This is a genomic window from Cupriavidus necator N-1, from assembly GCF_000219215.1.
In the GTDB taxonomy this organism is placed as follows: Bacteria; Pseudomonadota; Gammaproteobacteria; order Burkholderiales; family Burkholderiaceae; genus Cupriavidus; species Cupriavidus necator.
Genome location: NC_015726.1, coordinates 3673515 through 3695439, shown reverse-complemented (window position 1 = coordinate 3695439; position 21925 = coordinate 3673515). Strand labels below are relative to the sequence as shown.

The following is a 21925-nucleotide window of genomic DNA, read 5'->3' as shown; positions in this document are numbered from 1 at the left end:
CGGAGGACCCGCCATGACGGCCACCAAAACGAATACCGCCACCCTGTACCTGACCGAACTCGACGTGACCCGCCTGGAGCGCATCGCCAGCCGCGCCGCCTCGGCGCAACTTGAGGACATGCTCGACAGCTTGCTGGCGCGCGCCACCATCGTCGCGCCCGAAGAGATCCCGACCGACGTGGTCACCATGAACACGCGCCTGGTCTGCAACCTGCCGGGCGAGCAGGCCCCGCGCAACTGGACGCTGGTGTACCCCGACGCGGCCGACTTTGATGCCGGCCGCCTGTCGGTGCTGTCGCCAGTGGGCCAGGCGCTGCTGGGCGCGCGCGCCGGCCAGACCGTCAGCTACCGGCTGCCCGACGGCCGCGAGCAGCAGGTGAGTGTCGCCGGGATCGCGTTCCAGCCGGAAGCCAGCGGCCAGTACACGCTTTGAGCCGCATCCCGAGCCGCATCCCGGCCGCCTGAGGCGTGCTGCCGGGGCCACGCCGGCGCGTCCTGCGCCGCGTGTGCCTGGCGATCCATCGACACCATTCATCGGCAAGCCAGTCGTTTCACGACTCGCAACGCACCATTCGTCGCAGCGGTATTTCTGCTTGCGTGGACTGTGACTAATCTTCAGTCCGTGCTCGCATCGCAACATAGATTGCAGAGCGGCCGGAGTCTCATCCCGGTCCATACAAGAAAGAACGACGAAATCAGTTGAAGGAGTCCCAAATGATCGCCAGACGTATCCTTGGCGGCGCGCTCGTGTTCGCGGCTGTCGCCGCGTCCGCTGTGGCGTTGGCTGCCCCCGCTGCCAGCAAGGTTGGCAAATTTGATGTGTATGCCGATGCGCTGAAGGCCGGCAAGTACGATGTATATACGGACGGCGCCAAGCAAGGCAAGTTCGATACGTACACGGACGGAGCCCGCACCGGCCGCTTCGACCCGTACTCGGAAGGTTCGCGCCGCGACGGCAAGTTCGACAGCTTCACCGAAGGCTCGCATAGCTTCAGTGGCGAGATCTCCAAGCAAGGCAAGTTCGATACCTTCAGCGAAGGTACGCACACCTTCACCGGTGATATTGCCGATCGTGCGCTCGACAATTCCCGCTCGGGTGACGGTTCCCTGTACGGCTATCGCGTCTGATCCTCGTAGGTCTTCCCAAAGACCTCGTGCGGCCACTGCGGTGGCCGCAAGTTTTCTCTCCCGCCTGCCCGGCTGACCTCCTCCTCCTTCTCTCTTCGCCAGGCAGGCGCTTTTCTCTTCCGTCGGCTCGTGACCGCGTCAGCGCGCAGGCATGCCCCTCATGCCGAAGGCGGCTGCGTGGCGGTCGCGTCGTGTCCGGGTTCCGGCTGCGCGCGCGGCAACCTGCGCGCGATCGCTGCATAGAGCAGCGGCACTGCCAGCGTACCCAGCACCGTCGCACCTAGCATGCCGCCCAGCACGCCGGTGCCGACCGCCTGCTGCGCACCCGCGCCCGGGCCGGTGCTGATCGCCAGCGGCACCACGCCCAGCACAAAGGCCAGCGAGGTCATCACCACCGGCCGCAGCCGCTGGCGCGCCGCGCGCGTGGCGGCCTCCACCGCGCCCATGGTGCCCGCACCGCTGCGCCGCAACTGCTCGGCATATTCGACGATCAGGATCGCGTTCTTGGCCGCCAGCCCCATGATCACCACCACGCCCACCTTGAAGTAGACGTCGTTGGGCATGCCGCGTAGCCAGATCGCCGCGGCCGCGCCCATCAGGCCGGTCGGCACGATCGCGATCACCGCCAGCGGCAGGGTCCAGCTTTCATACAGCGCCACCAGGCATAGGAAGATAAACAGCAGCGACAGCGCGAACAGCCACGGCGCCTGCGTGCCGGTCTGCTCCTGTTCGAAGGCGCGCCCGGTCCAGCGCACGTCGTATTCCGGCCCGAGCTCGCGCACCAGTTCGGCCAGCCGCGTCATGGCCGCGCCGGTGGTGTAGCCCGGCGCCACCTCGGCATTGATGCGCACCGAGCTGAAGCCGTCGAAGCGCTCGAGCGTGACCTCGCCGCGTCCCCATTCCAGCGAGGCGAACGCGGCCAGCGACACCATCGCGCCCTGTGCGTTGCGCACGTGCACGCGCGCGAGCTGATCCGGCCGCATGCGGAAGGGCGCGTCGGCCTGCAGGATCACGCGCCGCACGCGGCCCTCGCGCGCGACTTCGTCGATATAGCGCGAGCCCAGCGTGGCCGACAGCGTGTGGTGCACGGTATCGGCATCGACGCCGAAGGCCTCGGCCTTGCGGTAGTCGATCTTCAGGTCCAGCGCGGGCACCGGCTGGCCGGTGGTGGCGCGTACCTCGCCCAGCACCGGGTCTTGTCTGGCGCGCTCAAGCAGCTTGTCGCGCGCGGCGAAGAGCGCCTCGCGCCCCACCGGCTGGCGCGCCACCAGGCGCATGTCGAGGCCACCGATGCTGCCCAGTTCGGGCAGCGCCGAGCTGTTGTACGCAAACAGCTGCGCCGCGCCGCGTCCCGGCCAGGTTTCCAGCCCGGCCGACAGCCGCTCCAGCACGGCCTGGGCCGTGTGCTTGCGCCCGCGCGCCTTCCAGTCGGTCAGGCCGATAAACAGGCTGGCGCGCTGCTCGCCGCTGCCGCCGCTGGACCAGCCCAGCACGGCAAAGCTCGAATGCACCGGGTAGTGCTGGTCGCGCATCCACTGTTCCAGCCCGGCAACCAGCCGGCGCGTGTCGGCCTGCGTGCTGCCGGCGGGCAGCTCGACATCGACCACGATCTCGCCGGTATCCTCTTCCGGCAGGAAGCCGCTGGGCATCTTCCACAAGGCGTAGCCGCATGCCAGCGTCAACGCCAGGTAGACCGCCAGCCAGCGCAGCCGCCTGCGCTGCAGCGCCTGCACCCAGCCGGCATAGCGCCCGGTGAAGGCGGCAAAGCGCGCATCGAACCAGGCCAGCGGCCCGCGCGCCGGCGCCGCGCTGTGGCGCAGCAGGCTGGCGCACATGGCCGGCGCCAGCGTCAGCGCAAAGAACAGCGAGAACGCGATCGACACCGCCAGCGTCACCGCAAAGTGCCGGTAGATCACGCCCACCGCGCTGCCGAAGAACGCCATCGGCACGAACACCGCGCACAGCACCAGCGTCACCGCCACCAGCGCGCCCGAGACCTCGCGCATCGAGCGCGCCGCGGCCTCCATCGCGCCCACGCCGTCGGTGCGCATGATGCGCTCGACGTTCTCGACCACCACGATGGCGTCGTCCACCAGGATGCCGATCGCCAGCACCACGCCAAACAGCGTGATCACGTTCAGCGACAGCCCCAGCGCGTACAGGCAGGCGACCGTGCCCAGCAGCGATACCGGCACCACGATGCATGGGATCAGCGTCGCGCGCAGGTTGCCCAGGAACAGGTACAGGATCAGGAACACCAGCACCGTGGCTTCGACCAGCGTCAGCACCACACGCGAGATCGACGCCTGCACGAAGGTGGCGCCGTCGTAAGAGATCTCATAGCGCACGTCGCCCGGAAAGCCCTTGCTGGCGGCATCGAGCGCCGCGCGCACGGTGCGCGAGGTCTGCAGCACGTTGGCACCGTCGGCCAGCTTCAGCCCGATCGACGCGGCATTGCGCGTGTTGAGCGTGGAGCCGTAGCGATAGTCGCTGGCGGCCAGCTCCACCCGCGCCACGTCGCGCAGCAGCACGGCGGAGCCGTCGGTGGCCGCGCGCACCACGATGCGCCCGAACGCCTGTGCATCGCTCAGCGGCGCGGGCGGGCGCACGATCGCCTGGAACGGCTGTCCCGGCACCGCAGGCGCGGCGCCCAGCTGGCCCGGCGTCACGTTGCCGTTGCGCGCGCGGATGGCGGCCTCGACCTCGGCCGTGGTCAGGTTGAAGGCATGCAGCTTGTCGGGATCGAACCAGATCCGCAGCGCGTATTCGGCGCCATACGGTTCGGCCTTGCCGATGCCGGGCAGGCGGCGCAGGAGCGGCAGCACCGAGCCGGCGGCAAAGTCGCCCAGCGCGGTCTCGTCCAGCTGCCCCCTGCCGGACACCAGCGACACGTACATGAAGGCGCTGCTGCTGGCCTGGTCGACATAGACGCCGCCGCGGCGCACCGCCTCGGGCAGCAAGGGCTCGGCCTGCGCCACGCGGTTGCGCACGTTGACCTGCGCCAGCTGCGGGTCGGTGCCCTGGCGGAAGCCCAGCGTCACCGTGGCGGTGCCGCCCTCGCTGCTGGAATCCAGGTAAAGCAGGCCGGGGATGCCATGCATCTGCTGCTCCAGCACCGCGGTGACGCGGTCCTCCACCGTGCGCGCGGACGCACCCGGGTAATCGGCATAGATGATCACCGTGGGCGGCGCCACCGCCGGGTACTGGGCGATGGGGATGCGGTTCAGGGCCACCAGGCCCGCTACCACGGTCAGGATGGCCAGCACCCAGGCAAACGCCGGGCGCTTCAGAAAAAACGACGCCATGTCAGGTCAGGGCTGGCACGGGCGCACGGCAAGTGAAGATCGGCCGTGGCTCCGGTGCGGTTGGAACGGAACGGCTTGGGTGTGGAGACGCCGCAAGGCTCAGCGGCAAGAGGCGGCAAGTCGCGGCAAAGCTGGGCCGATGTTGCTGATGGTGCCGATCTGGCCGCGGAGTCGCCTGTCGGTCAGGGGGCGCGTGGCCCGTCGACCGGGGCCGGCGTGCACCGCGGCGCTTGCAGGGGTCCTGTGGGGAGAACCCGGCGCTGCGGCAGGAAGGATCGGTGAGGATCGACGCCGGCGACTGGCCGTCGTCATGCGGCCTTGCCGGCGATTATAGACAGGGAACAGGGTCCGGACAACGCAAACGTCACATTGCCGGCACCCCTCAGACGTCGGGGGTGGAGTTCGCGCTTACAGGTCGCGCGAGGCGAAGGTATCGCACTTGCGGATATCGCCGGACTCAATGCCGCGCCGCAGCCAGCGCACGCGCTGCTCGCTGGAGCCGTGGGTAAAGGCCTCCGGCACGACATAGCCCTGCGACTGGCGCTGCAGACGGTCGTCACCGATCGCGGCGGCGGCCTTCAGGCCTTCTTCGACATCGCCAGGCTCCAGCAGCTGCTGGTTGGCGCGCTGCGCGGTGGCGGCCCAGACACCCGCCAGGCAGTCGGCCTGCAGTTCCATGCGCACCGACAGCTGGTTGGCCTGCGCCTCGCCCATGCGGCGGCGCGCGCTGTCGACCTTGTCCGATACGCCCAGCAGGTTCTGCACATGATGGCCGATCTCGTGCGCGATCACATAGGCCTGGGCAAAGTCGCCGCTGGCGCCGAAGCGCTGGCGCAGCTCGTCATAGAAAGCCAGGTCGATATAGACCTTCTGGTCGCCGGGGCAGTAGAACGGGCCCATCGCCGACTGGCCGGTGCCGCAGGCCGTGGGCGTGGCGCCGGAGAACAGCACCAGCGTGGGGGGTGCATAGCGGCGGTTCAGCTGGGTTTCAAAGATGTGTTGCCAGGTGCGCTCGGTATTGCCCAGCACCTTGCGCGTGAACACCGTCATCTGATCCGTCGCCGGCGGGCGGTTCACCTGATGCTGTTGCTGCTGCTGCGGGCCGGAGCCTTGCAGCACCGAGGCGCCCTGCATGATCAGCATCGGGTCGATGCCGAAGAAATAGGACGCTGCCAGTGCGATGACGATCGTGCCGATGCCAATGGTCTTTGGCCCGGCGCCGAACCCGCCGCCGAATCCGCCGCGGCGGTCTTCAACGTTCTGGCTTTCGGCTTCGTCATCTAGGCGCATGGGGGCTCCGCGATTGGGGGGGGTGAGTTGGAGGGGGTGGCAATCAGTATAGCAATCCGGGGGTTGGTGCTGCTTCCGCCATCAGCCAGCCGCATCCAGGCGCACAACAAAAAAACACCACCCACTCACCCTGGAGACGGGCAACGCAGGCGGTGTGCGGCAAAACAAAGAAACCGGGTTTGCACCCGGTTTCGTCATGACCTGAACGTTCCGGGACGGGAACGCAACAGCGCAATTACGCCAAAGCAGCCTCACGCGCAGCCGGTGCGGTTGCCACCGCGCTGGCGCCAACTTCAGCCACGCGCAGCAGGTTGGTAGTCCCGCCTTGCCCGAACGGCATCCCCGCGGCGATGGTGATCTGGTCACCCGGCACGGCATAGCCTTCGGCCACCGCCGCGCGCGTGGCGGCTTCGACCATTTCATCCACGCTCTGCACATCCGGGCTCACGGTGGAGTGGACGCCCCAGGCAATGGCCAGGCGGCGAGCGATTTCCAGGTTCGGCGTGATGCTGACGATCGGCGCGCACGGCCGCTCGCGTGCGGCGCGCAGCGCGGTGGCACCCGAGGACGTGTAGGTCACGGTCGCGGCGGCGCCGATGATCTGCGTGACTTCGCGCAGCGCCGCGCAGATGGCATCCTGGCGCGTGTTCAGCGGGGTCTCATGCTGGGCATCAAGCAGATTGCGGTACAGCGGGTCGCGTTCCACCTCGGTGACGATGCGGTTCATCATCGACACCGCCGGCACCGGGTAGCGGCCGTTGGCCGACTCGGCCGACAGCATTACCGCGTCGGCGCCTTCATAGATGGCGCTGGCCACGTCCGATGCTTCGGCGCGGGTCGGGACCGGCGAGTCGATCATCGATTCCAGCATCTGCGTGGCGATCACCACCGGCTTGCCCAGCTGGCGGCACACGCGCAGGATGCGCTTCTGCACGCCGGGGACGCGCTCGGGCGGCAACTCCACGCCGAGGTCGCCGCGCGCCACCATCACGGAATCGGACACGCGCACGATCTCTTCGAGTTGCTGCAGCGCGGCCGGCTTCTCGATCTTGGACAGGATGCCGGCACGGGTGCCGACGATCTCGCGCGCTTCGACGATGTCGGACGGGCGCTGCACGAACGACAGGCCGATCCAGTCAGCGCCCAGCGCCAGCGCGAAGTCCAGGTCCTTGCGGTCCTTCTCGGTCAACGCGGGGATGGGGATCACGGCGTCGGGCACGTTCACGCCCTTGCGGTCGGACAGCGTGCCGTTGTTGACCACGCGCGTGGTGATGGTGCCGGTGGTCACCGCTTCGATCGACAGGCGTACCTTGCCGTCATCGATCAGCAGCGACTGGCCCGGCTGCGCAGCGGCGAACAGTTCGGGGTGCGGCAGGTAGACGCGGGTGCCGTCGCCCGGGGTGGGATCGCTGTCGAGCACGAACACATCGCCCGCGCGCACCGCGACCTTGCCGGCGGCGAAGGTGCCGATGCGCAGCTTGGGGCCCTGCAGGTCGGCCAGGATCGCGATCGGGCGGCCGGTCTCGGCCTCGATCTTGCGCACGGCGTCGTAGCGCGCGCGGTGGTCTTCGTGCGTGCCGTGGCTGAAGTTCAGCCGGAACACGTCGGCGCCCGCCTCGAACAGTTCGCGGATCACCGCGATGTCGGTGCTTGCGGGTCCAAGCGTGGCAACGATCTTCGCTTTGCGCTGGCGTCTCATGATGTCTCCTCTTCCATTCTCGGACGGCGCGCCACGTGGCGCGCCGGGTAATGCTGTTCAGGTGAACGACTGCTTCGGTACGGCGGTACTGCGCTGGCGACTGCAGGCCTACACGATCAGGATGGCGCGGAAGTCATTCACGTTGGTGCGGGTCGGGCCGGTGACGATCAGGTCGTCCACGCCGGCAAAGAAGCCGTAGCCGTCGTTGTTGTCCAGGTGCGCGCGCGCCGACAGCCCGCGCGCGGCGCCGCGGGTCAGGGTGTCGGGCGACAGCAGCGCGCCGGCATTGTCCTCGGAGCCGTCGATGCCGTCGGTGTCGCCGGCGATCGCGTGCACGCCGGCCAGGCCGTCCAGCGCCACCGCCAGCGCCAGCAGGAACTCGGCATTGCGCCCGCCGCGGCCCTTGCCGCGCACGGTCACGGTGGTCTCGCCGCCGGAAAGGATCACGCAGGGCTTGCTGAAGGGCTGGCCGCGCTGTGCGACCTGGCGCGCGATGGCGGCGTGCACTTCGGCCACTTCGCGGGCTTCGCCTTCGATGCAGTCGGACAGGATATGGGCCTCGTAGCCCAGTGCACGCGCGCGCGCGGCCGCGGCTTCCAGCGATTGCTGCGCGGTAGCCAGCGTCACGTTGCGGTGGCCCTCGAAGCGGGCATCGCCGGGCTTGGGCGTTTCGCCGGCGCCGCTTTCCAGGTGGGCGCGCACGTTGGCGGGGACTTCAATGCCGTACTTGGCGATGACGGCCAGCGCGTCGGCGCAGGTGGTCGCGTCGGGCAGCGTCGGGCCGCTGGCGATCAGGGTCGGGTCATCGCCGGGGATATCGGAAATCAGCAGCGTCTCGACGCGTGCCGGTGCGCAGTGCAGCGCGAGCCGGCCTCCCTTGAGCGCCGACAGGTGCTTGCGCACGCAGTTCATCTCGCCGATGCTGGCGCCGCTGCGCAGCAGCGCCTTGTTGACGGCCTGCTTGTCGGCCAGCGTCAGGCCGGGTGCTGGCGCGGCAAGCAGGGCCGAGCCGCCGCCGGAGATCAGGCACAGCACCAGGTCGTCGGCGGTCAGGCCCTGCACCAGTTCCACCATGCGTTGCGCGGCGCGCGCACCGGCTTCATCGGGAACGGGGTGCGCGGCTTCCACCACTTCAATGCGCTGGCACTCGGCGCCATGGCCATAGCGCGTCACCACCAGGCCCGACAGCTCGCCTTGCCAGTTCGCCTCGACCGCCTGCGCCATCGCGGCAGCGGCCTTGCCGGCGCCGATCACTACCGTGCGGCCCTTGGGCGGCGTGGGCAGGTGCGGCGGCAGGCAGTGGCTGGCGCTGACGGAAGCGACCGCGGTATCGAACAGGTCGCGCAGCAACGCGCGCGCTTCGGACTGTCCGGGATGCGCTGCGGCGCGCTGGGGCGAGAGCAGGGCGGCTTGAGGTTCGGTGGCGAGCATGAAAAGTCCTGGTGCTGACGGGGAAAGCTAGTCGTCCCCGCAGGGCGGGGACGACTTGGTTGCTGCTTACTTGGCGATCTGGTGGTTAGACATGATCTCGATCGCGCGGCACAGGGCCGAATGGTCCTGCTTGCCCAGGCCGTTGGCGGCGCAGGTATTGAACAGCTCCTGCGCGGTGGCGGTGTTGGGCAGTGCCACGCCCAGGGCCTTGGCACCCTGCAGCGCCAGGTTCAGGTCCTTCTGGTGCAGCTCGATGCGGAAGCCCGGGTCGAAGGTGCGCTTGACCATGCGCTCGCCGTGCACTTCCAGGATGCGCGAGGCCGCAAAGCCGCCCATCAGCGCCTGGCGCACCTTGGCCGGATCGGCGCCCGCCTTGGAGGCGAACAGCAGGGCTTCGGACACGGCCTGGATGTTCAGCGCGACGATGATCTGGTTGGCCACCTTGGTGGTCTGGCCGTCACCGTTGCCACCGACCAGCGTGACGTTCTTGCCCATCAGGTCGAACAGCGGCTTGACCTGGTCATAGGCTTCCTGCGGGCCACCGACCATGATCGTCAGCGAAGCGGCCTTGGCGCCCACTTCACCGCCCGACACCGGCGCGTCCAGGTACGAGGCGCCCAGCTTGTTGATGCGCGCGGCGAAGTCCTTGGTGGCGATCGGCGAGATCGAGCTCATGTCGACCACGATCTTGCTGTGGCTGGCTTCCTTGCCGGCGGCCTTGAACGCGGCGGCCACGCCCTTTTCGCTGAACAGCACGGCTTCCACGTGCGGGGTGTCCGGTACCATGATGACGATGATGTCGGCACGCTTGGCGACTTCCTCGGCGCTGGTGCAGACGGTCACGCCTGCATCGACCAGCGCTTGCGGGGCCGGGTTGACGTCATGCACGAACAGCGTGTGGCCGGCGGCGCGCAGGTGGCCCGCCATCGGTGCGCCCATGATGCCCAGGCCGATGAAGCCGACGTTGCGTTGGTTTGCCATGTTGATGTCTCCTTGAATGAGATTAAGTCTGTCTTGGTTGGCGTAGGTGGTAACCCGTTACTGCACGCCGTGTTCGGCGCGCCAGCCCAGGCCGGCTTCGGTGGTGGTCTTCGGCTTGTACTCGCAGCCGATCCAGCCCTTGTAGCCGATCTCGTCCAGGAACTTGAACAGGAAGTGGTAGTTCAGCTCGCCGGTCCCCGGTTCATTGCGGCCCGGGTTGTCGGCCAGCTGCACGTGCTTGATCTTCGGCAGGTTGGCCTTGATGGTGTTGGCGATCTCGCCCTCCATCCGCTGCATGTGGTAGATGTCATACTGCACGTACAGGTTGGGCGCATTGACCTGGTTGATCAGGTCCACTGCCTGCTGCGTGCGCGACAGGAAGAAGCCGGGGATGTCGAAGGTGTTAATCGGCTCGACCAGCAGGTCGATATGCTCGGCGGCGAGCGCGCTGGCGGCGAAGCGCAGGTTTTCCACCAGCGTTTCCTGGGCCTGCTCGCGCTTGACGTTCTGCGGCTGGATGCCGACCAGGCAGTTCAGCTGGCGCACGCCCAGCACCTTGGCGTACTTGATGGCCTCGCCCACGCCGTCCTGGAACTCGCCGACGCGGTCCGGGTGGCAGGCAATGCCGCGCTCGCCCGCTTCCCACTTGCCGGCGGGCAGGTTGTGCAGCACCAGGTCCAGCTGGAAGCGGTTCAGGCGGTCAGCGATCTGGTCCGCGTGGAAGGCATAGGGGAAGAGGAATTCCACGCCGCGGAAGCCCGCGCGCGCGGCGGCTTCGAAGCGGTCGAGAAACCCCACTTCGTTGAACAGCATGGTGAGGTTGGCCGCAAGTTTAGTCATGAGTCTCTCCGGTTTAGTTGTGTTGTCGTTCTGCCGGTGCAGAACCGGTGATGCAGGGGCGCTGGATTTGCGCGGGCCGTAGCCCGCGCTTCCATGTTGGAATGGTGCTGCTTACGCCGTTTCCACTTCTTCCTTCAGGATCGCTTCCTCGATGTCCTCGAGGTCTTCGATCGGCTCGAACTCGTTGACGTTGTCGATCTCGGTGCCCATCGCGATATTGGTCACGCGCTCCAGGATCACCTCGACCACCACCGGCACCGAGAATTCGGCCATCAGGTCGCGCGCTTCGGCGAAGGCCGGGGCGATGTCTTCCGGCTTGAACACGCGGATCGCCTTGCAGCCCAGGCCTTCGACCACCTTGACGTGGTCCACGCCATAGCCGTTCAGTTCGGGCGAGTTGACGTTGTCGAAGGCCAGCTGCACGCAGTAGTCCATCTCGAAGTTGCGCTGCGCCTGGCGGATCAGGCCGAGGTAGGAGTTGTTCACCACCACGTGGATGTACGGCACCTTGAACTGCGCGGCCACGGCCAGCTCTTCGATCATGAACTGGAAGTCGTAGTCGCCCGAGATCGCCACCACATCCGAATCCGGCGAGGCGGTCTTCACGCCGATCGCGGCCGGGATAGTCCAGCCCAGCGGGCCGGCCTGGCCGCAGTTGATCCAGTGGCGCGGCTCATTGACCGACAGGAACTGCGCCGCGGCGATCTGCGACAGGCCGATGGTGCTGACGTAGCGCACGTCGCGCGGGAAGTACTGGTTCATCTCGCGGTACACGCGCTGCGGCTTGACCGGCACGTTGTCGAAGTCGCTCTTGCGCTGCATGGTGCGGCGGCGCTTCTGCACGTCGGCCACCCACGACTTGCGGCACGGCAGGCGGCCGGCCATCTTCATTTCGCGGGCAACTTCGACGAACAGTTCCAGCGCGGCCTTGGCGTCCGACACGATGCCCAGGTCCGGGCCGAACACGCGGCCGATCTGGGTGGGCTCGATATCGACGTGCACGAACTTGCGGCCCTTGGTGTAGACATCGACGCTACCGGTGTGGCGGTTGGCCCAGCGGTTGCCGATGCCCATCACGAAGTCCGAAGCCAGCAGCGTGGCGTTGCCATAGCGGTGCGAGGTCTGCAGGCCGACCATGCCGGCTTGCAGCGGGTGGTCGTCGGCCAGCACGCCCCAGCCCATCAGGGTCGGCACCACCGGCACGTTGACCAGTTCGGCGAACTCGACCAGCAGTTCCGCCGCGTCGGCGTTGATCACGCCGCCGCCGCACACGATCAGCGGGCGCTCGGCCGCGTTCAGCATCGAGATGGCCTTCTCGATCTGGGCGCGCGAGGCAGCCGGCTTGTACGGCTGCAGCGACTGGTAGGTGTCGACATCGAATTCGATCTCGGCCACCTGCACGTCGAACGGCAGGTCGATCAGCACCGGACCCGGGCGGCCCGAACGCATGATGTGGAAGGCTTGCTGGAACACTTGCGGCACCAGTGCCGGCTCGCGCACGGTCACGGCCCACTTGGTCACGGGCTTGGCGATCGATTCGATATCGACGGCCTGGAAGTCTTCCTTGTACAGGCGGGCGCGCGGGGCCTGGCCGGTAATGCAGAGGATGGGGATCGAATCGGCCCAGGCCGAGTACAGGCCGGTGATCATGTCGGTGCCGGCGGGGCCCGAGGTGCCGACGCAGACGCCGATGTTGCCCGGCTCGGCACGGGTGTAGCCTTCGGCCATGTGCGAGGCGCCCTCGACGTGGCGGGCCAGCACGTGGTTGATGTTGCCCGACTTGCGCATTGCCGAGTAGAACGGGTTGATTGCCGCGCCCGGCACGCCGAATGCCGTGGTCACGCCTTCCTTCTCCAGCACGGCGATTGCCGCGTCGATTGCTCTCATCTTTGCCATGATCTTGTCTCCAGTGATGGTGTGAATTCCGTTGGAGTCGATCCTATTCCCGCAGGCGGGGTGGGATAAACAGAAGGGAGATCAGTTGATTCGATACCTGGGGTACGCAATATCGCCTTGGAAGCCCGATCGGACGGTCGGCGGGGGTACGCCGGGGTACGCAATTGGATATGTGGTGTGACGGTGCGGGCACGCAGCGCAGCGGTGGGTACGGGCCGGCGCCGGCCGGCCGCCGCAGCGCAGTGCGGCAAAATGGCGGGATTCATCGCCATCCGGGCCGACCATGTATTCCAGGCTGCCGTCTACCTACGAACTGCTTGAAGCGCTTGCCGCCGCCCCGCCCGGGCCGGCCGCCGACCGTGCGGCGCAGGGCGGCCGCCTCGGGCGCGCGCTGTGGGTGGGCTTTATCGCGGCGCTGGTCGCGACCATCCTGAGCGGCGCGGCCCTGGCCGTCTGGCGGCTGTGGCTGAAGCACCCGGTGCCGCCGTGGTCGCTGCGGACCTTCGAGGCGCTGCTGGCCCTGTCCGCCGCCTGCTATGTCGGCGCCGGACTCACGCGCGCCGGCACCGTGCTGGCCAGGCTGCGCCATCCGCTGCGTTGGCAGGCCGCCGAGATGGACCGCCACAGCGTGGCCGAGGATGCGCTGCTGCGCCGGCTGGCGCGCATCCCGCCGCCGCAGCTGCAGGCGCGCCAGCGGCGCGTGGTGTTGCAACTGCGGTTGTGGGAAGGTGCTGCGCGCACCCTGGCAATGCTGCTGGCACTGGCGCCGGCCGCGGCCGTGGTGGCCGCGCTGCCGCGTCAGCAGGCCATGGCCGGGGCGCTGCTGTGGATCTACGGCGTGATGGTGGTGACCGGCGCGGCCTGCTACCTGTACCTGCATGTGCAATGCAGCCGCCCGCTGCGGCGGCTGGCCCATGTGCTGGGCGAAGCGGCCGAGATGAACGCGCAGGTCAGGGCGCGGGCGGCTCCGGGCGGCTGATTCCGCACCGGCGCCGGGTGACGCGGCGTGCCCCTGGCAGCGGCGCTGACGCGGCCGTATGCGGATGCCGCGATCCTGCCCATCAGCCGCGCAGGGATGTCACATCCCCGGGGATGCCGCACAATGGCGCCCGGGAGACGAATATCCGATGGACAAACTAAAGCAAATCGAAGCCTTTATCGCCGTGGTGGAGCACGGCAGCATGGCGGCCGCGGCGCTCACGCAGAACGTGACGCCGGTGATGATCGGCCGCCGCATCAACGCGCTGGAAGCCCGCATCGGCGTCAAGCTGCTGCACCGGTCCACGCGCCGCATTGCCGTGACCGAGCAGGGCGCGGTGTTCATGGAGCAGTGCAAGAAGGCGCTGGCCGACCTGGACCGCGCCGAGATGCTGATTGCCGAAGGCAAGCACAAGGCCACCGGCCACCTGATCGTTTCGGCACCGGCGGCGTTCGGGCGCAAGCACGTGGCACCGCACGCGCCGGCGTTCCTCTCGGCCAACCCGGAAGTGCAGATCTCATTCAACCTGACCGACCGCGTGGTCGACCTGGTGCGCGAAGGCTATGACGTCGGCATCCGCATCGGCGGCGCCATCGACCCGAACTTTGTCGCGATCAAGCTGGCGTCGAACAAGCGCGTGGTGTGCGGCACGCCGGCGTACTTTGCCAGGTACGGCGTGCCGCAGACGCTGGACGACCTGGCCCAGCACAACTGCCTGGCGTTCAACCTGCAGGGCGGCCAGCAGCGCGGCTGGTACTTCAGCCAGAACGGCAAGACCGTGACCGTGCGCGTCAACGGCAACCTGGACTGCAACGACGGCGAGCTGCTGCACCGCTGGACCGGCGAGGGCCTGGGCCTGGGCTGGCGCTCGACCTGGGAGATCCTGCCGCAGCTGGAGAGCGGCGAGCTGATCACGGTGCTGGACGAATACGCGCTGCCGGCCTACGACATCCTTGCCGTGTACCCGCAGCAGCGCCCGGTGCCGGCCAAGATTCGTTTCTTCATCGAGCACCTGAAGGCGCAGTTCGCGCGCCCGGGCTACTGGATGGACACGGCGGGCGGCAACTGAGGCCGCCGCCGAGCGCGATGCCGATCACAGCCTGGCTGGCCGACCTGGTGGTCATCGTGCACGGGCTGTTTATCCTGTTCGTGGTGGCGGGCGGACTGCTGGTATTGCGATGGCCGCGTGTTGCATGGCTGCACCTGCCCGCGGCGGCATGGGGCGTGCTGATCGAATGGTCCGGCTGGATCTGCCCGCTGACGCCGCTGGAAAACACGCTGCGCCAGGCTGCCGGGCAGGCGGGCTACAGCGGCGGTTTTGTCGAGCGCTACCTGTTGCCGCTGATCTATCCGGCCGGGCTTACGCCGGCGGTGCAACTGTGGCTCGGCGCGGTGGTGCTGGCGGTCAACGTGGCGGTCTATGTGCTGTGGTGGCGCCGACGGCGCCACCACTGAGCGCGTTGCTTCAGCCCGCCGGCTCGAAGCGCGGCGCGCGCTTCTGCATATTGGCCAGCACTGCCTCGCGCTGGTTGGGCGAGCCGACCAGCCGGTCCTGCTCATCGGACTCGGCCTGCAGGATGGCGGCATTGTCGCCGCGCTCCACCACCGCCATCAGGCGCTTGGCCGCACGGATCGCATCCGGGTTCTTCTGTGCCACCTGGCGCGCGGCTTCCAGCGCCGCGGCGCGCGGGTCGTCGGCCAGGTAGGTGCCAAGGCCCAGTTCGCAGGCTTCGGTGCCGCTCAGCACGCGCGCGCTGTAGATCAGCTCGCGCAGCACGTCGGGGCGCACCAGGCCGCGCGTGAGCACCATGCCGGCCATGTCGGGCACCAGCCCCCACTTCATTTCCATGACCGACAGCCTGGTATCGGGCGCGACGTAGCGTACGTCCGCCCCCAGCGCCACCTGCAGCCCGCCGCCGAAAGCCACGCCGTGCACCGCCGCGAAGACCGGCACCGGCAGCTCGCGCCAGACCATGCACGCGTACTGCGGGCGATTGGACATGCCGTGGGTACGCTTGCCGAGGCGGCCCGCGCCGATGCTGTCGTTGTGGGATTCGCCGCCACCGTCCGACAACATGCCCGCCATGCTGCCCATGTCCAGCCCCGCGCAGAAGGCGCGGCCTTCGCCTGACAGGACCACGGCGCGCAGGTCGGGCATGCGCGCCAGTTGCTCGCCGGTCTCGATCAGTGCGTCGAACATGGCCTGGTCGAGCGCGTTCATCTTGTCGGGGCGGTTCAGGCGGACGTCGGCGACGCCGTCTTCGATGGTGACGAGGATACGTTCGTTGCTGCTGGCGCTCATGCGCTGGCTCCTTGTGATGTGGGTGCTCAACGGCCCTTGAACTGCGGCTTGCGCTTCTCCATGAAGGCGGCCACGCCTTCCTTGCAGTCATCGCTGCGGCTGGCACGCGACTGCAGCGTGGCTTCCACTTCGAGCTGCGCGGCCAGGTCGTTGTCGAAGCTCTGGTTGAGGGCTTCCTTGATCATGCCGTAGGCCATGGTCGGCATGGTGGCCAGGTGGCGGGCTAGCTTGCCGGCCTCGTCCTGCAGCGCGTCGTCGGCGTGGACCTTCCACACCAGGCCGATGCGCTGGGCCTCCTCGGCATCGATCTTTTCGGCCAGGATGGCCAGCGCGCGGGCGCGCATCTCGCCGGCATAGCGCGGCACGAAGTAGGTGCTGCCGGCGTCCGGGACCAGGCCGATCTTGGAGAAGGCCTGCAGGAAGCTGGCCGAGCGAGCCGCCAGCACCACGTCGCCCGCCAGCGCCAGGCTCATGCCGGCACCGGCGGCCACGCCGTTGACCGCGGTGACGACCGGCTTGGGCATCTGGCGCAGCGCCATGATGATCGGGTGGTAGCGCTCGCGTAGCAGCGTGCCGGAATCGGTGATGCCATCCTTGCCGCGCGCGGCCAGGTCGGCGCCGGCGCAGAAGCCGCGGCCCGCGCCGGTGATCAGCACGGCGCGCACGTCAGCGTCGCCGGCGGCGCGCTCAACGCCCTCGCGCAGCTCGCGCATCAGGTCGCCGTTCATTGCGTTGAGCACGTCCGGGCGGTTCAGGGTCAGCGTGGCCACGCCTTCGCTGGTTTGATAGAGGACGGATGCCGTCATGGGGGGTCTCCTGGTCTCGTGGTCGGTATTCGGTACGGTGATTTACTGCGGCTTCTTCAGCGCATCGGCCGAGGCGTCGCCCAGCTTGCTGCCGCCGTCGCAGTCGAGGATGGTGCCGGTGACGTAGTGCGCGTTGTCGCTGCTCAGGTACATCGCGGCATCGGCGATATCGTCCTTGGTGCCGTAGTCGCGCAGCGCCAGGCGGGCCTTGTAGCGCGCCTCCATCTCGGGCGTGGGCGCCAGCCGCGCCATGCCTTCGGTGTCGGCGATCGGCCCGGGCGAGATGCCGTTCACGCGCACGCCGGCCGGGCCCCATTCCATCGCCAGGCACTTGATCAGCATGTTGATGCCGGCCTTGGCGGCGCAGGCATGGGCCTGGAACATCATGGCGTTGACCGCCTGCGGCGCGGTGATGGCGATCAGCGATGCACCCGGCTTGGCCAGGTGGTCGAAGCTGGCGCGGAACACGTTGAAGGTGCCGAGCAGGTCGATATCGACCACGGTCTTGAAGGCATTGGCCGACATGCCGACCACGGGCGCGAGGAAGTTGCCCGCGGCGCCGGAGATCACCACGTCGATCGGCCCCAGTTCGTCCTGGGCGCGCGCGAAGGCCGCTTCCACGGCGGGATAGTCGCGCACGTCGGCGGCCATGCCGATGGCGGTGCCGCCGGCCGCGGTGATGGTGTCGGCGGCGGCCTGGATGCGCTCGGCGGTGCGGCTGATCAGCGCCAGCTTCGCCCCGGCGCGCGCGAAGCCGTGCGCGATGCCGAGGTTGATGCCGGAGGAGGCGCCGGCGACGAATACGGTCTTGCCGGCAAAGGCGTCGGGGCGGAAGGCACTGGGCATTGGAAGTCCTCTCGATCGATGGTCAGGCGATGCGGGCCGCGATCCGGCGTCAGGCAGAACCGTGGCGGGGCGAAATGCAGGGGAGGGCTAGCGCCGGCGGCGTCGCTGCACGGCAGGTATCGCGCGATGGCGCATGACGGTCTCCATGTTTCTGTTCTGGTGTGCGTCCGCTCCCGATGCTGCGGGGGCGGCGCCGGCCTCTGGCCTCCGGCATCCTAACCCGAAGCCGGGATTCGATTTCGCGTATTGCCGGCAATGCCGGCCGCCACGGACGCAACAATGGCGGCGCCGGGAATGCCGTCCGGGGGCTGCAACTAGCTGGCGGGAAAGGGAAAAACGGGTGCGGCAGCGTGGCGGCGAAGGGGCGGGACAGGGCGCCATTCCGCAGCGCAAAACCCAGTCCTCAGAAAAAAGAAAGCCCGCACACCGTTGCAGCGTGCGGGCAGCCTTCCGACGATGAGGTGCCGGAAGGCGGAGTGCTCATGAAGTGCGCCCCCGCGTCTTCATGGCGGGGTCAAGTGTGCGCGTGGGCGGCTGGGGCCGCTTTGACTCACATCAAGCGGACGCCTACGCGAGCAGCGCGGTCACCAGGTCCTTGCCGCGCGACACCGGCGCGGTTTCCTCGAAATGCAGCGCACCTTCCACGTGGCCCAGGTGGTCCACCATCAGCGCGACGGCCCGCTCGACATCGCCGGCGCGGGCGGCCTCGATGAATTCGCGGTGCTCGTCGGAGGAGCAGGCCGCGTCGCGGCGCGACTGGTACAGCATGGTGATGACCGCGCTGCGCGTCGACAGCTCGCGCATCATCTCGGTCAGCACGCCGTTGCCGACCACCTCGGCCAGCACGATATGGAAGTCGCCCAGCAGCCGGGTGCGCACCTGCGCATCGTTGCCCGTCAGCGCCTTGCGCTCGGCCGCCAGGTGCTTGTCAATCCGCTTGTAGTCGGCGGGCGTCGCCTTGGCGACGAACTCGCGCGCCAGCGCCGCTTCCAGGATGCGGCGCACCGCGAAGACCTCGCGCGCCTCTTCGGCGCTGGGCTTGGCCACGAAGGCGCCCTTGTCCGGCACGATCTGGATGACCTTGTCCTTGGACAGCATCAGCAGCGCCGCGCGCACCTTGGTGCGGCTGACGCGGTAGACACTGGCCAGGGCCTCCTCGCGCAGCTTGGTGCCGGGTGGCAGGCGGTGCGAAACGATGGCCGCGACTATGTCTTCGGCGATCGCCTCGGCGGTCATGTCAGGATCGATATGCTCGGGCATGGCAGCGCACTTGCGCAGAGGCTGCGCGGTTGGGGAGATGCGTGATTCTATCGCCCTGGCACGGCGACCGGAGATCCGGCGTCCACGCCGTCCTCCGCCATCGCGGCCAGACCCGCATCCAGGTCGGTCGCTTCAATGGTGCCGTTGAGCACGCCATGGGCCCGTTCGCGGTCGATATCCTTCTCCCAGGCGGCCACCACCACGGTGGCCACGCAGTTGCCGATCAGGTTGCCGAGCGCGCGGGCGATGCCGATGAACCAGTCCACCGACAACACCAGCACCAGCCCGATCGCCGGAATCGCCGGGTGCGCCGACAGCGTTGCCGCCAGGATCACGATGGCCGAGCCGGGGATGCCGTGCGCGCCCTTGGAGGTGACCAGCGCCACCGCCAGGATGCCAAGCAGGTCGCCCAGCGCCAGCGGCGTGTTGGTCGCCTGCGCGATAAACACCGCGGCCAGCGTCAGGTAGATCGAGAACGCATCCAGGTTGAACGAGTAGCCGGTCGGGATCACCAGGCCCACCACCGACTTCTTGATGCCCATGAACTCCAGCTTCTTCATCACCTGCGGCAGCACGCTGTCGGACGAGGCCGTGCCCAGCACCACCAGCAGCTCGGCGCGCAGGTAGCGGATCAGCTTGATCACCGAGAAACCGCACACGCGCATGATCGTGCCCAGCACCACCAGCACGAAGATGGCCACCGCGCCGTAGAACAGGAACACCAGGAAGCCCAGCTGCTTGAGCGAGCCGATGCCGTACTTGCCCACGGTAAAGGCCACCGCGCCCAGCACGCCCAGCGGCGCCAGCTTGATGATGAAGCCCATCATCTTGAACAGCGTGTGCGAGAAGGTATCGATCAGCCTGACCAGCGGCCGGCCCGGCTCACCCACCAGCGACAGCGCGCAGCCGAACAGGATCGATACCACCAGTACCTGCAGCACGTCGCCATTGGCAAAGGCACCGAACACGGTATTGGGGATCAGCTTGAGCAGGAAATCGACGGTGCCCTGGTCCTTCACCTTGGTGGCATTGTCGATATAGCCGGCGATGGCCGACGCATCGAGCGAACGCGGGTCGACATTCATGCCGACGCCGGGCTGGAACACATAGGCCAGCAGGATGCCAAGCGCCAGCGCGATGGTGGTGACGATCTCGAAGTACACCACCGCCTTGATGCCGACGCGGCCGACCTTCTTCAGCTCGCCCGCACCGCAGATGCCGGCCACCACCACGCAGAATACGATCGGGCCGATCAGCATCTTGATCAGCTTGATAAAGGCATCGCCAAGCGGCTTGAGCTTGGCGGCGAACTCGGGGAATGCCAGGCCGAGTGCCGTGCCAATCACCAGGGCAATCAGCACCTGGCCAAACAGCGAACGGGTGAAGCGGGTATGCAAACGGGGCTGGGGGGTGCCGGGGCGGGGCTGCGAGGGAACTGCATGCTGCATGGTTGTCTCCGTACCGGGCCGGTCCGGCGCCTGTGCATTGGCTGGTGCTGGCTGGCCCATCTGATCCAGGAATCACCGGCGGCCCCGTACTGCTCTACTGGCGGGTGGCTGCCGGCCTTACGTTCCGTGCGGGGCTTCCGGGTCGGGAGCGCGCCACCTCGCGGATAGCCCCCCTGTTGAGGCGGAATCCACGCAATCGCCTGTGCGGACCGGATTGTCCGCGGCAAATTGTCTGAACGTGGAAGCGAATATAGTGCATATCATTTTTGTATGCAATTTTTGAATTCACTGTGCTAACATGAATCGCACAGAATAGAGCTTCGGCCCGGGCGCCCCGCCCGCGCCGGCAGGCCTTGCGGCAGACACCGGCGGGCCTTGCCGGACCACCCGCCGCGGCGTTCACGCACTTCCAGCAGGAGACAACGCATGGCAGCAAATCCGTCGCCGTCCGCCGCAGAGACTGGCACGCGCATCATGGCCTGGGCCGACGCCCTGGCCGTCCACACCGAGCAGCCCGGCATGCTCACCCGTACCTACCTGACCGAGGCCCACCACGGCGCCGCCGCGCAGCTGACCGAATGGATGCAGCAGGCCGGCATGACGGTGCGGCGCGACGCCGCCGGCAACGTGATCGGCCGCTATGAGGGCACCACGCCCGACGCGCCAGCGCTGCTGACCGGTTCGCACTTCGACACCGTGCGCGACGGCGGCCGCTATGACGGCAACCTCGGCGTGATCCTGCCGACCGCGTGCGTGGCCGAATGGAACCGCCAGGGCAAGCGCTTCCCGTTTGCGATCGAGGTGGTCGGCTTTGCCGAGGAAGAGGGCGTGCGCTTCAAGGCCACGCTGCTGGGCAGCCGCGCCATCGCCGGCACCTTCGACAACAACGTGCTGGACAACGTCGACGACAGCGGCAAGACCATGCGCCAGGTGATGCGCGAGGCCGGTTTCGACCCCGCTGCCTTGCCCGCCGCCAGGCATGACCGCAGCCAGGTCGCGGCCTTCATCGAAGTCCATATCGAACAAGGTCCGGTGCTGCTCAATGAAAACCTGCCGGTGGGCGTGGTGACCGCCATCTCCGGCGCCACCCGCTTTATCGTCGAGCTCGAAGGCCTGGCTGGCCACGCCGGCACGGTGCCGATGGACATGCGCCGCGACGCCGCCATGGCCGGGGCCGAGATCGGCCTGTATATCGAGAAGCGCTGCGGCGGCAAGCCGGGCCTGGTCGGCACGGTCGGCCAGTTCAACGTGCCCAACGGCGCCACCAACGTGGTGCCCGGCCATGCGGTGTTCTCCATCGACATCCGCTCGGGCATTGATGCCGAGCGCGAGGCCGCCGCCAACGACGTGCTGGCCGAGATCGAGCGTGTGTGCGCGCGCCGCAACGTGCGCGCGCAAGTGCGCAAGACCCACGAGGCGAAGAGTGTGCCGTGTGCCCCGTGGCTGCAAGAGCAATGGGCCGCCGCGATTGCCCGCCAGGGCGTGCCGGTGCGCCACCTGCCGTCGGGCGCCGGCCACGACGCCATGGCCATTGCCGCCATCGCCGACGTCGCCATGCTGTTTGTGCGCTGCGGCAACGGCGGCATCAGCCACCATCCCACCGAAACCATGACCGCCGAGGACGCAGCCCTGTCCGCGCGCGTGTTCAGCGATTTCGTCGAGCACTTCCGCCTGCCGCAGTAAGCCAGCGCAGACTCCCCGGAACCCACCCGAA

Annotated in this window: 18 protein-coding genes; 6 read left to right on the top strand and 12 right to left on the bottom strand. The window is 68.1% G+C overall.

Annotated elements, in window-relative coordinates; genetic code table 11:
• The first annotated feature begins 13 nt into the window (after positions 1–13).
• Together rnk and CNE_RS17370 are read left to right on the top strand one after the other, a co-directional pair.
• Entirely contained in the window at positions 14–433 is a 420-nt protein-coding gene (rnk, locus tag CNE_RS17375; protein WP_013958353.1) for a nucleoside diphosphate kinase regulator, read from the top strand.
• Between the two features lie 281 nt (positions 434–714).
• Positions 715–1128 carry a hypothetical protein gene (locus CNE_RS17370; protein WP_013958352.1) on the top strand — a complete coding sequence of 138 codons (414 nt, stop codon included), beginning with the start codon at positions 715–717 and terminating at the stop codon, positions 1126–1128.
• Between the two features lie 158 nt (positions 1129–1286).
• On the opposite strand, the gene CNE_RS17365 is transcribed toward CNE_RS17370, so the two are convergent.
• The 7 genes from CNE_RS17365 to gcl all read right to left on the bottom strand — a co-directional run bounded on the left by CNE_RS17365 (position 1287) and on the right by gcl (position 12570).
• Positions 1287–4433, bottom strand: coding sequence for a multidrug efflux RND transporter permease subunit (locus CNE_RS17365; RefSeq protein WP_013958351.1), 3147 nt, complete (start codon positions 4431–4433; stop codon positions 1287–1289).
• Between the two features lie 408 nt (positions 4434–4841).
• Positions 4842–5723, bottom strand: coding sequence for a KPN_02809 family neutral zinc metallopeptidase (gene ypfJ / locus CNE_RS17360; protein ID WP_013958350.1), 882 nt, complete (start codon positions 5721–5723; stop codon positions 4842–4844).
• Between the two features lie 235 nt (positions 5724–5958).
• Positions 5959–7422: a pyruvate kinase gene (gene pyk / locus CNE_RS17355; protein WP_013958349.1), complete on the bottom strand. Its 1464-nt coding sequence runs from the start codon at positions 7420–7422 to the stop codon at positions 5959–5961.
• A 108-nt stretch (positions 7423–7530) separates the two neighbouring features.
• A complete protein-coding gene (locus tag CNE_RS17350) occupies positions 7531–8853 on the bottom strand; it encodes a glycerate kinase type-2 family protein (RefSeq protein WP_013958348.1) in 1323 nt (440 codons plus the stop codon).
• A gap of 66 nt (positions 8854–8919) precedes the next feature.
• Positions 8920–9834: a 2-hydroxy-3-oxopropionate reductase gene (gene glxR / locus CNE_RS17345; protein ID WP_010812149.1), complete on the bottom strand. Its 915-nt coding sequence runs from the start codon at positions 9832–9834 to the stop codon at positions 8920–8922.
• Positions 9835–9891: 57 nt separating this feature from the next.
• Positions 9892–10674 (bottom strand): hydroxypyruvate isomerase, encoded by a 783-nt coding sequence (gene hyi, locus CNE_RS17340; protein ID WP_013958347.1) that lies wholly within the window; start codon positions 10672–10674, stop codon positions 9892–9894.
• A gap of 111 nt (positions 10675–10785) precedes the next feature.
• Positions 10786–12570, bottom strand: coding sequence for a glyoxylate carboligase (gene gcl, locus CNE_RS17335; protein ID WP_013958346.1), 1785 nt, complete (start codon positions 12568–12570; stop codon positions 10786–10788).
• A gap of 283 nt (positions 12571–12853) precedes the next feature.
• On the opposite strand from gcl, the gene CNE_RS17330 reads away from it, so the two are divergent.
• The 3 genes from CNE_RS17330 to CNE_RS17320 all read left to right on the top strand — a co-directional run bounded on the left by CNE_RS17330 (position 12854) and on the right by CNE_RS17320 (position 15004).
• Positions 12854–13549: a hypothetical protein gene (locus tag CNE_RS17330; protein ID WP_013958345.1), complete on the top strand. Its 696-nt coding sequence runs from the start codon at positions 12854–12856 to the stop codon at positions 13547–13549.
• A gap of 148 nt (positions 13550–13697) precedes the next feature.
• Positions 13698–14618: a LysR family transcriptional regulator gene (locus CNE_RS17325; protein ID WP_010812145.1), complete on the top strand. Its 921-nt coding sequence runs from the start codon at positions 13698–13700 to the stop codon at positions 14616–14618.
• Positions 14619–14635: 17 nt separating this feature from the next.
• Positions 14636–15004 carry a DUF2784 domain-containing protein gene (locus CNE_RS17320; RefSeq protein ID WP_013958343.1) on the top strand — a complete coding sequence of 123 codons (369 nt, stop codon included), beginning with the start codon at positions 14636–14638 and terminating at the stop codon, positions 15002–15004.
• A gap of 10 nt (positions 15005–15014) precedes the next feature.
• Here CNE_RS17320 and CNE_RS17315 read toward each other — a convergent pair whose 3' ends face one another.
• The 5 genes from CNE_RS17315 to CNE_RS17295 form a co-directional block, all read right to left on the bottom strand.
• Positions 15015–15851, bottom strand: coding sequence for a crotonase/enoyl-CoA hydratase family protein (locus CNE_RS17315; protein ID WP_013958342.1), 837 nt, complete (start codon positions 15849–15851; stop codon positions 15015–15017).
• A gap of 26 nt (positions 15852–15877) precedes the next feature.
• The gene (locus CNE_RS17310) at positions 15878–16657 is read right to left on the bottom strand and encodes an enoyl-CoA hydratase-related protein (protein ID WP_013958341.1); all 780 of its coding nucleotides are present in this window, start codon (positions 16655–16657) and stop codon (positions 15878–15880) included.
• Between the two features lie 42 nt (positions 16658–16699).
• Positions 16700–17503, bottom strand: coding sequence for an SDR family oxidoreductase (locus CNE_RS17305; RefSeq protein ID WP_013958340.1), 804 nt, complete (start codon positions 17501–17503; stop codon positions 16700–16702).
• Positions 17504–18070: 567 nt separating this feature from the next.
• Positions 18071–18763 carry a GntR family transcriptional regulator gene (locus tag CNE_RS17300; RefSeq protein WP_013958339.1) on the bottom strand — a complete coding sequence of 231 codons (693 nt, stop codon included), beginning with the start codon at positions 18761–18763 and terminating at the stop codon, positions 18071–18073.
• 47 nt (positions 18764–18810) lie between these two features.
• Positions 18811–20211: a C4-dicarboxylate transporter DctA gene (locus CNE_RS17295; RefSeq protein ID WP_041228234.1), complete on the bottom strand. Its 1401-nt coding sequence runs from the start codon at positions 20209–20211 to the stop codon at positions 18811–18813.
• 426 nt (positions 20212–20637) lie between these two features.
• On the opposite strand from CNE_RS17295, the gene CNE_RS17290 reads away from it, so the two are divergent.
• Positions 20638–21894 carry an allantoate amidohydrolase gene (locus tag CNE_RS17290; RefSeq protein ID WP_013958337.1) on the top strand — a complete coding sequence of 419 codons (1257 nt, stop codon included), beginning with the start codon at positions 20638–20640 and terminating at the stop codon, positions 21892–21894.
• Positions 21895–21925: the final 31 nt, after the last annotated feature.

Excerpts from the sequence above, each read along its gene's own strand:
- gcl (WP_013958346.1), bottom strand. The coding sequence starts at position 12,570 with ATGGCAAAGATGAGAGCAATCGACGCGGCAATCGCCGTGCTGGAGAAG.
- pyk (WP_013958349.1), bottom strand. The coding sequence starts at position 7,422 with ATGAGACGCCAGCGCAAAGCGAAGATCGTTGCCACGCTTGGACCCGCA.
- CNE_RS17305 (WP_013958340.1), bottom strand. The coding sequence starts at position 17,503 with ATGCCCAGTGCCTTCCGCCCCGACGCCTTTGCCGGCAAGACCGTATTC.
- CNE_RS17365 (WP_013958351.1), bottom strand. The coding sequence starts at position 4,433 with ATGGCGTCGTTTTTTCTGAAGCGCCCGGCGTTTGCCTGGGTGCTGGCC.
- CNE_RS17320 (WP_013958343.1), top strand. The coding sequence starts at position 14,636 with ATGCCGATCACAGCCTGGCTGGCCGACCTGGTGGTCATCGTGCACGGG.
- hyi (WP_013958347.1), bottom strand. The coding sequence starts at position 10,674 with ATGACTAAACTTGCGGCCAACCTCACCATGCTGTTCAACGAAGTGGGG.
- CNE_RS17295 (WP_041228234.1), bottom strand. The coding sequence starts at position 20,211 with ATGCAGCATGCAGTTCCCTCGCAGCCCCGCCCCGGCACCCCCCAGCCC.
- rnk (WP_013958353.1), top strand. The coding sequence starts at position 14 with ATGACGGCCACCAAAACGAATACCGCCACCCTGTACCTGACCGAACTC.
- CNE_RS17310 (WP_013958341.1), bottom strand. The coding sequence starts at position 16,657 with ATGACGGCATCCGTCCTCTATCAAACCAGCGAAGGCGTGGCCACGCTG.
- glxR (WP_010812149.1), bottom strand. The coding sequence starts at position 9,834 with ATGGCAAACCAACGCAACGTCGGCTTCATCGGCCTGGGCATCATGGGC.
- CNE_RS17325 (WP_010812145.1), top strand. The coding sequence starts at position 13,698 with ATGGACAAACTAAAGCAAATCGAAGCCTTTATCGCCGTGGTGGAGCAC.
- CNE_RS17350 (WP_013958348.1), bottom strand. The coding sequence starts at position 8,853 with ATGCTCGCCACCGAACCTCAAGCCGCCCTGCTCTCGCCCCAGCGCGCC.
- CNE_RS17370 (WP_013958352.1), top strand. The coding sequence starts at position 715 with ATGATCGCCAGACGTATCCTTGGCGGCGCGCTCGTGTTCGCGGCTGTC.
- CNE_RS17300 (WP_013958339.1), bottom strand. The coding sequence starts at position 18,763 with ATGCCCGAGCATATCGATCCTGACATGACCGCCGAGGCGATCGCCGAA.
- CNE_RS17290 (WP_013958337.1), top strand. The coding sequence starts at position 20,638 with ATGGCAGCAAATCCGTCGCCGTCCGCCGCAGAGACTGGCACGCGCATC.
- CNE_RS17330 (WP_013958345.1), top strand. The coding sequence starts at position 12,854 with ATGTATTCCAGGCTGCCGTCTACCTACGAACTGCTTGAAGCGCTTGCC.
- CNE_RS17315 (WP_013958342.1), bottom strand. The coding sequence starts at position 15,851 with ATGAGCGCCAGCAGCAACGAACGTATCCTCGTCACCATCGAAGACGGC.
- ypfJ (WP_013958350.1), bottom strand. The coding sequence starts at position 5,723 with ATGCGCCTAGATGACGAAGCCGAAAGCCAGAACGTTGAAGACCGCCGC.